Source organism: Microbacterium oxydans, assembly GCF_000956525.1.
Taxonomy (GTDB): Bacteria; Actinomycetota; Actinomycetes; order Actinomycetales; family Microbacteriaceae; genus Microbacterium; species Microbacterium oxydans_A.
Genome location: NZ_JYIW01000016.1, coordinates 106,329 through 120,463 on the forward strand (window position 1 = coordinate 106,329; position 14,135 = coordinate 120,463).

General features: G+C 70.5%; 12 protein-coding genes. 6 read left to right on the forward strand and 6 right to left on the reverse strand.

The window, feature by feature from the left end; all coding sequences use genetic code 11:
• Window positions 1–15 precede the first annotated feature (15 nt).
• Window positions 16–963 (forward strand): polysaccharide deacetylase family protein, encoded by a 948-nt coding sequence (locus RS83_RS02390; RefSeq protein WP_045277911.1) that lies wholly within the window; start codon window positions 16–18, stop codon window positions 961–963.
• Window positions 960–2,297 carry an MFS transporter gene (locus RS83_RS02395; RefSeq protein ID WP_045277912.1) on the forward strand — a complete coding sequence of 446 codons (1,338 nt, stop codon included), beginning with the start codon at window positions 960–962 and terminating at the stop codon, window positions 2,295–2,297. Before RS83_RS02390 ends, RS83_RS02395 begins: the two co-directional genes overlap by 4 nt.
• Window positions 2,298–2,299: 2 nt before the next feature.
• Here the strand turns inward: RS83_RS02395 and galE are convergent, their stop codons facing one another.
• From galE to galT, 3 genes are read right to left on the reverse strand one after another with little or no spacing between them, the layout of a single operon-like run.
• Window positions 2,300–3,277: a UDP-glucose 4-epimerase GalE gene (gene galE, locus RS83_RS02400; protein ID WP_045277913.1), complete on the reverse strand. Its 978-nt coding sequence runs from the start codon at window positions 3,275–3,277 to the stop codon at window positions 2,300–2,302.
• A 45-nt stretch (window positions 3,278–3,322) separates the two neighbouring features.
• Window positions 3,323–4,609, reverse strand: a complete 1,287-nt coding sequence (gene galK / locus RS83_RS02405; RefSeq protein ID WP_045277914.1) for a galactokinase — start codon at window positions 4,607–4,609, stop codon at window positions 3,323–3,325.
• Window positions 4,606–5,823, reverse strand: coding sequence for a galactose-1-phosphate uridylyltransferase (galT, locus tag RS83_RS02410; RefSeq protein WP_045277915.1), 1,218 nt, complete (start codon window positions 5,821–5,823; stop codon window positions 4,606–4,608). The genes galK and galT overlap by 4 nt, the downstream gene beginning before the upstream one ends.
• 150 nt (window positions 5,824–5,973) lie before the next feature.
• On the opposite strand from galT, the gene RS83_RS02415 reads away from it, so the two are divergent.
• Both RS83_RS02415 and RS83_RS02420 read left to right on the forward strand, forming a co-directional pair.
• Entirely contained in the window at window positions 5,974–6,933 is a 960-nt protein-coding gene (locus RS83_RS02415; protein WP_045277931.1) for a LacI family DNA-binding transcriptional regulator, read from the forward strand.
• Between the two features lie 99 nt (window positions 6,934–7,032).
• A complete protein-coding gene (locus RS83_RS02420; protein ID WP_045277916.1) occupies window positions 7,033–8,136 on the forward strand; it encodes a glycerate kinase in 1,104 nt (367 codons plus the stop codon).
• 16 nt (window positions 8,137–8,152) lie between these two features.
• Here the strand turns inward: RS83_RS02420 and pgm are convergent, their stop codons facing one another.
• Window positions 8,153–9,814, reverse strand: a complete 1,662-nt coding sequence (gene pgm / locus RS83_RS02425; protein ID WP_045277917.1) for a phosphoglucomutase (alpha-D-glucose-1,6-bisphosphate-dependent) — start codon at window positions 9,812–9,814, stop codon at window positions 8,153–8,155.
• Between the two features lie 68 nt (window positions 9,815–9,882).
• On the opposite strand from pgm, the gene pheA reads away from it, so the two are divergent.
• Window positions 9,883–10,833, forward strand: a complete 951-nt coding sequence (gene pheA / locus RS83_RS02430) for a prephenate dehydratase (protein WP_045277918.1) — start codon at window positions 9,883–9,885, stop codon at window positions 10,831–10,833.
• 21 nt (window positions 10,834–10,854) lie between these two features.
• Here pheA and RS83_RS02435 read toward each other — a convergent pair whose 3' ends face one another.
• On the reverse strand, window positions 10,855–11,079 hold the full coding sequence (locus RS83_RS02435; RefSeq protein ID WP_045277919.1) for a hypothetical protein: 225 nt from the start codon (window positions 11,077–11,079) through the stop codon (window positions 10,855–10,857).
• Window positions 11,080–11,172: 93 nt separating this feature from the next.
• Complete coding sequence (locus tag RS83_RS02440) at window positions 11,173–12,222, reverse strand: LLM class flavin-dependent oxidoreductase (RefSeq protein WP_156153085.1); 1,050 nt, start codon at window positions 12,220–12,222, stop codon at window positions 11,173–11,175.
• A gap of 53 nt (window positions 12,223–12,275) precedes the next feature.
• Here RS83_RS02440 and RS83_RS02445 point away from each other — a divergent pair, with 53 nt between their 5' ends.
• Entirely contained in the window at window positions 12,276–14,006 is a 1,731-nt protein-coding gene (locus tag RS83_RS02445; protein ID WP_045277921.1) for a cation:proton antiporter, read from the forward strand.
• The last annotated feature ends 129 nt before the right edge of the window (window positions 14,007–14,135 follow it).

The following is a 14,135-nucleotide window of genomic DNA, read 5'->3' on the forward strand; positions in this document are numbered from 1 at the left end:
AGACAGGAGTCGACGATGACCGAACCCTCCGACCTCACCGAACCCTCCGATCTCACCCAGCGCCTCGGGCTCGCCCCGGGCGCGAGGGCGATCATCCTCAACGCCGATGACTTCGGCATGTGCCACGCGGCGAACACCGCGATCATCGAGCTGCTGGATGCCGGGCACATCGACTCCACCACCGTCATGGTGCCGTGCTCCTGGTCGCCGGAGGCGCTCGCCTTCGCCGCCGGTCGCACGAACCTCGACGTCGGCGTGCACCTCGTGCTCACGAGCGAATGGTCCCGCTACCGCTGGCGGCCGCTGACCGGTGGCGCGAGCAGCCTGGTCGACGCGGCCGGATACTTCCCGATCGACGTCGTCGCCGTCGAGCAGCGCGCCGACGCCGGCGAGGTCGCTGCGGAACTCGCCGCGCAACTGCAGACCGCGCTCGATGCGGGCGTCGACGTGACGCACCTCGACAACCACATGGGGTCGGTCTACGGACTGGCCACCGGCCGCGACTTCCTCGACGAGGTCTTCACGCTCGCCGCCCGACACGGTCTGCCCTTCCGGCTGCCCCGCCGCATGGACGGTGCCGGGACCGACCCGGCCATGCAGGCGACCCTCGAGCGCGCATCGGCCGCGGCGGCAGCGCTCGGCGTCGAGATCATCGACCGACTCTGGTCGCACCCCTTCGAGCTGGTCGGCGAGGGAACCCCCGACGAGGAGACCTACGAGCAGGTGCGCGACGGATTCGTCGCCCTGCTGCGCGCGGTGCCGGCCGGGGTCACCGAGATCTACCTGCATCCGATGGTCGACGGGGACGAGCTGCAGGCCGCCGTCGACTACGGCTCCGCCAAACGCGGGTACGAGCTGCGACTGCTCGCCGACCCGGTCGTGCGGCAGGCGATCGAGGATGAGGGGCTGGTGCGCATCGGCTGGCGCGACCTCCGCGATCTGCAGCGGGGCGGCTCCAGGTGACCTCGCTCACGACGCGCCTCCGCGACCGCCGCCTCGACGCGGCGCCGACCCGACAGCAGTCCATCGCGTTCGGAGCATCCGGGTTCCCGACCCAGCTGATGGCGCAGACGTTCTCGGCCTTCATCGTCTACTTCTACGTCTCGCATCTCGCGGTCCCGGCCGGCTGGGTGGCGGTCGCGATGATCGCGCACGGCATCGTGAACGCGCTGATGAACCCGGTCGTCGGTGCGCTGTCCGACCGCATCCGCACGCCGTGGGGCCGACGCATCCCGTGGATCGGGATCGGCATCGTGCCGCTCGTCGTGGCATTCGCGATGATCTGGATGCCACCGGCGCTGCCGGTCGGCGGGCTCATCGCCTGGTTCCTCATCGTGGTCGCGGTCTACGACATCGCCTTCGTCGTGGTCGTGCTGAACATCTCCGCCCTGTTCCCCGAGATCTTCCGCACCACCGCAGAGCGCTCGCGCGGCAACGTGCCGCGGCAGATCTTCGCGATCCTCGGCATGGTGCTCGGCACCGCGGGCGCGCCGGCACTGTACGACTCGATCGGATGGGCCGGGATGGCGCTCGTGCTGTCGGCGGTGTGCCTGGCGCTGCTGGTGTGGTCGTTCTTCGGCGGCATGATCGAGCGGCGTGTGCCCGAAGAGGCACCGGAAGCGGCATCCGAGGCCATGCGATTCCGCGACCAGCTCACCTACACCTTCGCGAACCGGGCCTTCGTGCCGTACGTGCTCGGGTCGCTGTTCGTCCAGACGTCGGTCGCGGTGATCCTCGCGTCGGTCCCGTTCTACGTGCGGTACTCGCTGCATGCCGCCGAGGGTGAGAGCAGCGTGCTGCTCGCTGCGATCTTCGTCACCGCGATCCCCTCGATCCTGCTGTGGAGCGCCGTCGTGCGCCGCACCAGTCCCCGCACCGCCGTGCTGTGGAGCGTCGGCGTGTTCGGCATCGCCGTGCTCGGCTACCTGATCCCGTCGAGCGTGCTCGGTGCCGCGCTGGTGGGGGTCGGTGTGGGTGTCGGCGTCGGCGGTCTGCTGCAGCTGCTCGAGGTGATGCTCGCGCAGATCATCGACGACGATGCCGTCCGCACCGGCCACCGTCGCGAGGGGGCCTACTTCGGCGTGAACGGCTTCGTGGTGCGCGGTTCGGTGGTGCTCCAGGCGATCGTCGCCGCGGTGGTGCTCACGGCATCCGGCTTCGATGCCGCGCTCGAGGATGCGCAGCCGGAGACCGTCGACGGCGGCATCCGCCTGATGCTCGCCGTGATCCCGCTGGGCTTCACCGCGCTCGCCTGGCTGTGCTTCTGGCTCTACCCGATCAGGGCACGCGACCTCTGAGGTCAGCCGGCGTTGCGCCGAGCCTCCCAGCCCGTGCGAACCATCTCGTCCACGGTGTACCGCATCGTCCAGTCGAGGTCGCGGGCCGCGAGTTCGCCGGTCGCCACGATGCGGTCGGGGTCGCCGGGACGACGCGGGCCGATCTCGGGCGTGAAGTCGATGCCGGTCACGCGGGCGACCGCGTCCATGATCTGCTTCACGCTCAGGCCGTCGCCGGAGCCGAGGTTGTACGCCGCCTCGATCGGCTCGCCGGCCGACAGACGCTTCGCTGCGGCCACGTGCGCTGCCGCGATGTCGCCGACGTGCACGTAGTCGCGCACGTTCGTGCCGTCCTCCGTCGCGTAGTCGTCGCCGAAGATCTTCGGGGTCCTGCCCGCGATCAGCGCCTCGAACACGATCGGGAACAGGTTGTGCGGGCTGACGTCGTACACGGTCGGGTCTGCTGAGCCGACGACGTTGAAGTAGCGCAGCGAGGTGTGGCGCAGCGGCGCAGCGGAGTCGGCCGTCGCGATCGCCTGGTCGCGCAGCAGCCACTCGCCGATCAGCTTGGACTCGCCGTACGGGCTCGCTGGCTTCTTCGCGGTCTCTTCCACGACCAGCGCGACGTCCGGCGTGCCGAACACGGCAGCGGATGAGGAGAACACGATGTTCGTGACCCCGGCTGCCTCCATCGCCTCGAGGATCACGCGGGTGCCCTCGACGTTCTGCGCGTAGGTGTGCAGCGGACGCTGCACGGAGACGCCGGCGTACTTGTAGCCGGCGACGTGGATCACGCCCTCCGCGTCGTGGTCACGGAGCGTCTGCTCGACCAGCTCGCGGTCGAGGATGCTGCCCTGCACGAAGGCCACGCCCTCGGGAACGAACGACGAGACGCCGCTGGAGAGGTCATCGAGGACGACCGGGGTGAGCCCGGCATCCGCGAGCGCGCGGACGACGTGGGCACCGATGTAGCCGGCGCCGCCGGTGACGATCCAGGACATTGCGTTCCTCTCCTGCCGCGCTCGGGCGCGGACCGGTCCATTCTCTCAGGCGTCGCGCTGTGCGCCGGCCGATGGCACGACCGTGAACAGATGCGGGGCCGCGAAGCCGCGCTCGGCGAAGGCGGTGGCGACGGCATCCGACACCGCATCCACCGAGTCCTCCTCGATCAGCGCGATGGCCGCGCCGCCGAAGCCGCCGCCCGTCATCCGAGCGCCGATCGCGCCCGCTGCGAGCGCCGCCTCGACGGCGGTGTCGAGCTCGGGCACCGAGATCTCGAAGTCGTCGCGCATCGACGCGTGCGACGCCACCAGCAGATCGCCGATGCCACGGGCGCCCTGCTCCCGCAGCACCCGTACGGTGTCGAGCACGCGCTGATTCTCGGTGACGATGTGCCGCACCCGGCGGAACGTGACGTCGTCCATGAGCTCCTCGGCGCGGCCGAGGTCGGTGACCGAGACGTCGCGCAGACTCGGCACGCCCATGACGGCGGCACCGCGTTCGCACGATTCCCGACGCTCACGGTAGCCGCCGGTGGAGTGCGCATGCTGCACCTGTGTGTCCATCACGAGGATGGCGAGACCGGCCGGCGCGGCGCCGACCACGACCGGCAGCGCCTCGAGCGAGCGGCAGTCGAGGAAGATCGCCGCATCCGGCTCGCCGAGCATCGATGCCATCTGGTCCATGATGCCGGTGGGAGCGCCGACCGCCTCGTTCTCGGCACGGCGGCCGATGCGGGCCAGGGCGACCCGGTCGAGACCAGCACCCCAGATGTCGTTCAGGGCGGATGCCGCCGCACCCTCGATCGCGGCGGACGAGGAGAGCCCCGCGCCGACCGGCACGTCGGAGGCGATCGCGATGTCGACCCCGGATGCGGTCGCGCCGGCCTGCTGCAGCGCCCAGGCGACGCCGAGCGGGTACGCGGCCCACTCCGGCACGGTCGGCTTCTGAGCCTCCGCCGTGGGTCCCTGAGCCTCCGCCTCGGCCTGCGCCTCCGCCCCGGTCCCGGTTCCCTCAGCCCCCGCCTTGGGTCCCTGAGCCTGTCGAAGGGCCGGGAACAGCGAGTCGAGCTCGTCGACGCCGACCTCGACCGCGTCGGGCGCGAACGTCGAGGCCACCCTGATGCGGCCGTCGTCGCGGCGGCCGACGACGGCGACCGTGCGGTGCGGGATCGCGAACGGCAGCACGAAGCCCTCGTTGTAGTCCGTGTGCTCGCCGATCAGGTTCACCCTGCCAGGCGCCGACCAGAGTCCGTCGGGGGCGTGCCCGGTGAGGGTCTCGAAGAGGGCGACGGCGTCGCGCTGGGCGGTGGTCTGTGTGTGCTGTTCGGTCATGCCTGGGCCTCCGGACCCTTCGACGGGCTCTCGGCCCCATCAGTGTCGGTGCGGGCGATCGCCTCGCGGATGCGTGCTGCGCCCAGCTCCGGGGGGACCTCGGCCGCCCAGGCCCACATCGCGGCTTCGGAGCCGGCGAGGAACTTGAGCTTGTCGGCTGCGCGTCGGGGGCTCGTGAGCTGCAGGTGCAGACGAACGGTGTCGCGACCCACGTGCACGGGAGCCTGGTGCCATGCGGCGATGTACGGCGTCGGGGTGTCGTAGAGGGCGTCGACCCCGCGGAGCAGTCGCAGGTAGAGCGGTGCGAGCTCGTCGCGCTCGGCCTCGCTCGTCGCGGCGAAGTCGGGCACGTGGCGGTGCGGCATCAGGTGCACCTCGAGCGGCCAGCGCGCAGCGAACGGCACGAAGGCCGTCCAGTGCTCGCCGCGGAACACGACGCGCTCCGACGCCTGCTCGAATTCGAGGACACGCTGGAACAGGTCGGGCGCCGTGCGGTCGATCGAGTCGAGCAGCCGGGTCGTGCGCGGGGTCACGTAGGGGTAGGCGTAGAGCTGGCCGTGCGGATGCGGCAGTGTCACGCCGATCGCCTCGCCGCGGTTCTCGAAGGGGAACACCTGCTCGACGCCTGGCAGCTGCGACAGTGCGGCGGTGCGGTCTGCCCATGCTTCGATCACGGTGCGCGCGCGAACCACCGACTGGGTGCCGAACGAGCCGGAATGCTCTGGGCTGAAGCACACGACCTCGCAGCGGCCGACCGAGGTGCGGCTGCGTCCGAGTCCGAGGGCGCCGAGGTCGTCGAGACCGCGCGGGGGATTGGATGCCGCCGGCGCGGTGCCGAGCGCCTCGGCGAGGGCGGGGCCGAACGCGGGGGAGCGGTTCTCGAACACGGCGACGTCGTAGGTCGACGGCACCTCCGATGGGTTCGTCGGCGTCTGCGGGGCGAGCGGATCAGCGTCTGCGCCGGGCATCATGACGCGGTTCTGCCGGTTCGCGGCGACCGTGATCCAGTCGCCGGTGAGCACGTCGAGTCGCATCGATGCGGTCTCGGGGCGGGGGTCGAGCGTGCGGGCGTCGACGGCACGGTCGGGGCCGAGCGTGGTGTCCGGGTCGTCGTAGTAGATGATGTCGCGGCCGTCGGCGAGGACGGTCGAGCGCTTGACGATGCCGGCGCTGAGGGCTTCGGTGCGCAACTCAGGAGATTCAGGCGTGTTCACGTCAACATGGTACGCACACCGCCGTGATAACGTCAACATTGCTGAATTTTGCATGCCCCAGACGGCGAACGGAGGATGCCGGTGCCCCAGGAGTCGTCTCCCACGTCACCCGATCCGCGTCGCGGACGTCCAGCGAACGGCCGCATCTCGATGGCCGCGGTCGCCGCCATCGCCGGCGTCTCAGGGCAGACGGTGTCACGCGTCGTGAACGACAGTCCTCGCGTCGACCCGGCCACGCGTGAACGCGTCGAGCGCGCGATGGCCGAGCTCGGCTACCGGCCGAATCGAGCGGCGCGCGCGCTGCGCACCGGGCGGTCGCAGACCATCGGACTGGTCGTCACGACCCTCGCCACGGTCGGCAACTCCCGCATGCTGCAGGCCACTGCCGAAGCGGCGGCCGAACGCGGCTACGCCCTCACGCTCGTCACGGCCGCATCCGGCGTGGCCGACGCGTTCGAGCGCCTCGCCGAACAGGAGGTCGACGGCGCGATCGTGCTGAACGAGGCCTCGGCGCAGGTGTCTGCCGCAGAGCGTCCGGCCGGGCTCCGCCTGGTCGTGGTCGATGCGCCGACGGATGCCGGGGTCGTCGCCGTGCACAGCGACCACCGAGGTGGTGCGGCCGCCGCCACCGCGCACCTGCTCGGACTCGGCCACGACACGGTGCACCACCTCGCCGGGCCGGCCGACTCGTTCGCCGCGATCGAACGCGAAGACGGCTGGCGTGAAGCCCTCGCAGCCGCCGGCATCGAGGCCCCAGAGGTCGTGCGCGGCGACTGGAGTGCGGACGCCGGGTTCGCCGCAGGAGCGGTGCTGTCCTCTGCATCCGCCGTCTTCTGCGCCAACGACCAGATGGCGCTCGGGCTGCTGCGTGCGCTGTCGGAGGCCGGCCGCCGCGTCCCGGAGGATGTCAGCGTGATCGGCTTCGACGATGTGCCGGATGCCGCGAACTATCGTCCGCCGTTGACGACGATCCGGCAGGACTTCACGGCCCTCGCGCACCGAGCCGTCGGCGCGCTGGTGGCGGAGATCGAGGGTGCGGACGGCGCGGACGCGTCGGCATCCGTCATCCCCACCATGCTGATCGAGCGGGCCAGCAGCGCCCGCCGCTGACCCTGACCTGTTCGGCGGGCTGCAGCGTGACCATGGGCCTGAGTAGGCTCTGGGGCATGACCGCGTCGATGTCGCCCGAGCAATGACAGAAGCCGAGGGATGACCAGGGTCGTGCTGGCACCCGACAGCTTCAAGGGCACGATCACGGCGGCGGATGCAGCGGCGGCCCTGGCCGAGGGCTGGCGCTCGATCGACCCGGATGCGGAGTTCGTGCACCGGCCGATGGCCGACGGCGGCGAGGGAACCGTGGCGGCGTTCGCTGCTGCCGTGCCCGGCGCGACGGCGATGCCGGTCACGGTCGACGGTCCGGCCGGCGCCCGCATCGAGACCTCGTGGTTGCTGCTGCCCGCCACTGCGGATGCTCCTCGCGGCACGGCCGTCGTCGACCTCGGCTCCACCTCCGGCATCGAGCTGCTCGACGAGTTGCGCCCGTGGGATGCCGACACGACCGGATTCGGCCAGGCCATCGCGGCGGCCCTCGATCATGACGTGTCGAGGCTGGTCGTCGGGATCGGGTCGAGTGCGTCGACCGATGGCGGCACCGGGATGCTGTCGGCGCTCGGCGCGCGGTTCCTCGATGCATCCGGCGAACCGGTGGCGCGCGGAGCTCGTGGCCTGGCGGGCATCGTCTCGGTGGATCTCACGGGTCTGCGCGCGGCGCCTGAGGTGCGGGTGCTCACCGATGTGACGAATCCGCTGACCGGTCCGCGCGGCGCAGCAGCGGTGTTCGGGCCGCAGAAGGGGCTCGTCGCCGCGGCGGACATCGCCGACGTCGACCAGGGCCTCGGGCGACTCGCCGGCCTCCTCGACATCGATGCGACGCTGCCTGGCAGCGGCGCGGCCGGCGGCACCGGTGCAGCGCTCGTGGTCTGGGGTGGGGTGCTCGCGCCGGGTGCGGCAGAGGTCGCCGAACTCATCGGTCTCGCAGCGGCGATCGCCGATGCCGACGTCGTGATCACGGGTGAGGGGTCCTACGACGGCCAGTCGGGAGACGGCAAGGTCCCCTCGTTCCTCGCCTCGCTCGCCGCGGCCGCCGGGGCGCGTGCGATGCTCGCCGCCGGTCGCATCACGCCGGATGCCGACACGGCGCTGTTCGCAGCATCCGCATCGCTCACCGATCTCGCCGGGTCATCGGATGCCGCGATCGCTGATCCTGCCAGGTGGCTCGTCGCCGCCGGAGCGGCGCTGGCACGCGCGAACTGACCCGCGCCCAGCAGGCTCAGGCGCCGAGCGCCGCCGACACCACGGCGCGGGCCTCGGCCTGCACCTCGGCGAGATGCTCGGGGCCGCGCAGGCTCTCGGCGTACAGCTTGTAGACGTCCTCCGTGCCCGACGGACGAGCGGCGAACCACGCGTGCTCGGTCTGCACCTTCAGACCGCCGATCGCGGCACCGTTGCCCGGCGCGTGCGAGAGCTTGGCGGTGATGGGCTCGCCGGCGAGCGTCGTCGCCGACACCGATTCCGGCGCCAGCTTGCCCAGCGTGGCCTTCTGCTCGGGGGTCGCCGGGGCATCCACCCGCTGATATGCCGATGAACCGAAGGCGGCTTCGAGCTCCGCATACCGCTCCGACGGCGTCTTGCCCGTCACGGCGATGATCTCAGCGGCGAGCAGGCACAGCAGGATGCCGTCCTTGTCGGTCGACCAGACGCTGCCGTCCCTGCGCAGGAACGAGGCGCCGGCGGACTCCTCGCCGCCGAACGCGACAGAGCCGTCGAGCAGACCCGGCACGAACCACTTGAACCCGACCGGCACCTCGAGCAGGCGGCGTCCGAGCGACTCGGCCACGCGATCGATGATCATCGACGAGACGAGCGTCTTGCCGATCGCGGCGTCGCGCGGCCACTCGGAGCGGTGCGAGAACAGGTAGTCGATCGCGACGGCGAGGTAGTGGTTCGGGTTCATCAGACCCGCGTCGGGGGTGACGATGCCGTGGCGATCGGCGTCCGCGTCGTTGCCGGTGAGGACGTCGTAGTCGCCCTTCTTCGCGACCAGCGAGGCCATCGCCGAGGGGGACGACGGATCCATCCGGATCTTCTCGTCCCAGTCGAGCGTCATGAAGCGCCAGGTCGGATCGACCTCGGGGTTCACGACCGTCAGCTCCAGGTCGTGCATCTCCTTGATGAGCGCCCAGTACTCCACGGATGCTCCGCCGAGGGGGTCGGCGCCGATCCGCACGCCCGCACGGCGGATCGCGTCGATGTCGATGATCGACGGGAGGTCGCGCACGTAGGCGTCACGGAAGTCGTAGCCGGTGATCGCATCCCAGTCGACATCGGCGAAGCGCTCGCGCTTGACGCCCTCGAGGCCGTTGGCGATCAGCTCATTCGCGCGGTCGGCGATCCAGCCGGTGGCGTCGGTGTCAGCCGGTCCACCGTGCGGCGGGTTGTACTTGAAGCCGCCGTCGCGCGGCGGGTTGTGCGAGGGTGTGACCACGATGCCGTCAGCCCGGCCGGCGTTCCCCTCTGCCCCTCCCTGAGCCTGCGGAAGGGAACGGTTGTAGGTGAGGATCGCGTGACTGAGCGCCGGCGTCGGAACCCAGGAGTCGCGGGAGTCGACTCTGACGTCGACGCCGTTCGCGAGCAGCACCTCGATCGCGCTGCGCTCGGCGGGCAGCGAGAGGGCGTGGGTGTCGCGACCGAGGAACAGCGGACCGGTGATGCCCTGCGCAGCGCGGTAGTCGACGATCGCCTGCGTGGTGGCGAGGATGTGGTTCTCGTTGAAGCTGCCCGACAGCGACGATCCGCGGTGCCCGCTGGTGCCGAAGGCGACGCGCTCGGCGGCGACATCCGGGCGGGGGATGCGGTCGTAGTAGGCGGCGATCAACTCGTCGACATCGATGAGGTCAGTGTCCTCCGCGGGGAGGCCGGCACGGCTCGTCATGCAGACAGTCTGCCCCCGATCGCGCCTGAGGCGAAACTTCGATTCCCGTGTTCGACGGGAGGGCTAAGGTGAAACGCGTGACTGAACGCCGCACCTACAGCTATCTCGGACCAGCCGGCACCTTCACGGAGGCCGCGCTCGAGCAGGTCGCTGAAGCTCGCGGCCAGAACTGGCGGCCGGTGCACAACGTCGGCGAAGCCCTCGCCGACGTGCTGGAAGGCCGCAGCGACGCCGCGATGATCGCGATCGAGAACTCGATCGAGGGCGGCGTCTCCACGACGCAGGATGCGCTGGCGACACTGCCCGGTCTCCGCATCATCGGCGAGTACCTGGTGCGCGTGAACTTCGTGCTCGTCGCACCGCGCGGCACGACCCTCGACGAGGTGACGGTCATCGCCGCGCACCCGGTCGCCTATGCGCAGTGCCACGGCTGGCTCGGCGCGAACATCCCGGCGCACTCGCATGTGCCGGCATCCAGCAACGTCGCCTCGGCCATCGGCGTGCTCGACGGCACGCTCCCGGCGCAGGCCGCGATCGCCGCTCCCGGCGTCGTGAAGCACCTCGACGTCGACGTGCTGGCGGAGGACATCGGAGACAACGCCCAGGCCGTGACCCGCTTCGTGCTCGTCACGCGCACGACAACCGCGCCGGCTCCCACGGGTGCAGACAAGACCTCGCTGATCGTCGAGCTGCCGAACGATCATCCCGGTTCGCTCCTCGAGATGCTCGAGCAGTTCTCGACCCGCGGCATCAACCTCTCGCTCATCCAGTCACGTCCGATCGGCGACGAGCTCGGCCGGTATCGCTTCGTGCTCGACGCCGATGGGCACATCGAGCACGAGCGGATGGCTGATGCCCTGCTCGGCATCCGACGCTTCAGCCCACGGGTCGTGTTCCTGGGGTCGTACCCTCGGGCCGACCGCCAGATCGTGCACTACCCCGAGCGCTACGCCGACGACATCTTCGTCGAGGCGCGGGACTGGCTGCGCGGCATCCTCAGCGGCGAACCGACCGAGTAGCCGCGAGCCGTCTCCGCGGGCTCAGTGCTCCTGGAACATCGGCCAGGCGCTGCCGGGCGTCATGTGCGAGTGCAGTGCGCCCTTCGCTGATGCGAGGCTCGGATACGTGCCGGTGGCGGCATCCGCTCCTGCCATCGTGACCCGGTATCCGTCGTCCACGTGGCGGATGCTGCCGACCACGCCGTTCGTGCCATACGCGACCCAGAGTGCGAGTGTCTTGGTGGTGGTATCGGTGGTGGTGCTCATCGTCGAACTCCTCTCTGCGCCCGAGGCTACGCCCGCCGCACGCGCGTGACCAGGCCTTGACAGCGGTGTGTGGCGCGGGGAGAGCAGCGCGCGTCAGAGCGCCGCGGCCACCAGCTCCAGGGTCTGGGAACGGGCGGATGCCGACGCCATCTCCTCCGAGTCGTAGTACCCGGCGACCGGGGAGAGCATGACCTCGTCGACGCCGAAGCGGGTGGCGAACTCGCGGACCTCGGCGGCGACGGACTCGCCAGTGCCGACGAACCACCGGGAGCGCGCGCCCTGCACGACCTGCTCGGTGGCGGCATCCGCCTCGGTAGCGGTCGCGGCGATCGCCTGTTCCACCGTCTCGAGGGCGGTGAGCGGCTTGTTCAGACGTAGTCGCGACATCATGCGCAGCTGCGGCAGCGCACGAGCCTCTGCCTCTTCCACGGTCGGCGAGGCAACCGCGTTCACGGTGAGGAAGGTGCGCGGCTCGGGGTGCTCCTCGTTCGGCTGGTAGCCGGAGCGGTAGAGATCGAGCGCGCGCTCCACGCCCTGGCCGGAGAAGTGGTTCGCGAAGACGTAGGGCAGGCCGTGGGATGCCGCGAGCTGCGCCGAATAGTCGCTCGAGCCGAGCAGCCAGACCTCGGGTGCGCCGGTCGCCGCCGGAGTGGCATGCACGGTGTATTCGCCGCCGGAGGTGAAGCGCACGGTCGCGCCCTCGCCGGAGATGAGCGCGGTGATGTCCTGCACGTGACGGGGGAACTGCTCGACATCGCTGGTCGTACCGGCCTGCCGCAGCAGCTGCGTGATCACCGGGTCGCTGCCCGGCGCGCGTCCGAGACCGAGGTCGATGCGTCCTGGCGCGATGGCCTCGAGTGCGGCGAACTGCTCCGCGACGATGAGCGGCGCGTGGTTCGGCAGCATCACGCCGCCCGAGCCCAGACGGATCCGTCCGGTGCGGGTCGCCGCAGCGGCGATCAGCACCGGGGGAGTGGTCGATGCGACGGCCGGCATGTTGTGGTGCTCGGCGAACCAGTAGCGGCGGTAGCCCAGCCGATCAGCGGTCTCGGCGAGCGACAGGGAGGAGGCGATCGCCTCGGCGCTGGTCTGGCCGGTTCGCACCGGGACGAGGTCGAGGACGGAGAGTGCTGTTTCAGACATCCCTGATGGCAACGCGGACACGTGGCCGGACATTCCCCCGCTACCGTTGGGGCATGGAAGCAGGCATCTTCTACGTCCTCGTCGGAGCCGTCGCCGTCGCCGCGTTCGCGCGCTGGCGAGGCTGGCCGGCACCGCTGCTGGTGACGGTCGTCGCGCTCGCGGCATCCTTCCTGCCGTTCGTGCCCGATCTCGACATCGACGGCCATGTGCTGCTCAGCCTCGTGCTGCCGCCGCTGCTGTACTCGGCCGCACTCGATGTGTCGTTCGTCGGCTTCAAGCGCAGTCTGCCGCAGATCCGTCGCCTGGGCATCTGGCTCGTGCTGCTCACGGCGCTCGCGGTCGGCTTCACCGCCTGGTTGATCATGCCGTCGCTGACCCTGCCGGGCGCCCTGCTGCTCGGTGCGATCGTCGCGCCGCCGGATGCCGTGTCAGCCGCGGCGATCGGACGCAGGCTCGGGCTGCCCCGGCGCATCATGACCGTGCTCTCGGGCGAGAGCCTGATCAACGACGCCACCTCGCTCACGCTGTACCGGGTGTTCGCCGCGATCCTGGCCGGCGCGACGCTCACGGTCTGGGACGGCGTGTGGCAGTTCCTGCTCGCGGTCGTGATCGGCGTCGTGATCGGTCTCGTGTTCGGCATCGTGCTGCACCAGCTCCGGATGCGCGTCACCGACCCGGTGGTGATCGGCACCTTCGGTCTGCTCGCACCGTTCGGCGCATACGCGATCGCCGAGCACCTGCTGGGCTCCGGCGTGATCGCCGTCGTCGCGATGGGGCTGTACGTCGGCTACAACTCCCCACGCACCGACTACACGACGCGTCAGCAGGAGAAGCCGCTCTGGCTCTCAGCCGACCTGCTGCTCGAGAGCTTCGTCTTCGCCTACATCGGCCTGCAGTTCCCGCGGGTGCTGAGCGACCTGGGCAGCGAGTCGGTCGAGCAGATCCTGCTGCTCTCCCTCGCGGTGCTGCTGGTCGTGCTCGTCGTGCGTCCGCTCTACATCTATCCCACCAGCGCGTGGGCGAACTTCCAGGACCGCAAGCGGCTGCAGCGCTGGGACCGCGGCGTCGAGAGCGGAGAGTTCGAGAAGCGGCACGGCAGGTCGCGGCGCTTCGGGCAGTTCACCGCCGACGAGCTGCGCACGCACATCGTTCGCGATCAGATGGCCGGGCTGCAGCTGACGTGGAAGGACAGCGCCGTGATCTCCTGGGCGGGGATGCGCGGCGTCGTCACGCTGGCGATCGCGCTCGCCGCGGCCGACCTCGCGACGCTCGACGACAAGTCGTCGCACGCGATCGTGGTCGTCGCCTTCGTGGTGACGGTCGGCACGCTGCTGCTGCAGGGGCTGACGCTGCCGATGCTGATCCGCCGCCTCGGGATCGCGGGCGACGTGGATCATGCGCAGGATGCGAAGGCGCTGCAGGCCGTCAAGGAGAAGAGCCGTGAGGCCGGCAAGGCGTTCCTCGCCGAGAAGCGCGTGGAGTGGGAAGCGAAGTACGGACCCGTCGACCTCGGCGTGTTCGATGCGTTCACGAAGCGCATGAGCCGGGTCGAGAAGGATACGGATGCCGCGCAGGAGGTCGAGGATGCCGTGCCGCGTCCGTCGTACGAAGACCTGGTGGCGCTGTCGAAGGGCTGGCTGCAGGTGCGCCGCGAGATCCTGCTGAAGGAGCGCGATGCCGGCGAGCTCGACGAAGAGCTGATGCGCGAACTGATCGCCGCGATGGATGCCGAGGAGCTCGCGCTCGACACTCGCGGCGCGACTCGCGAGCCCGGCCGCGCGTAGCGCCGCACTCCCTCGCTCTGCCCCCCGATCGCTGTGCCGAGCGGCCCCCTTGTGTGCGAGCGCCCCCTGTACGTGCAGCGCTCAGGGGGCCGGGTCGCACACAAGGGGGTGGCTCGGCAGGAGGGAGGG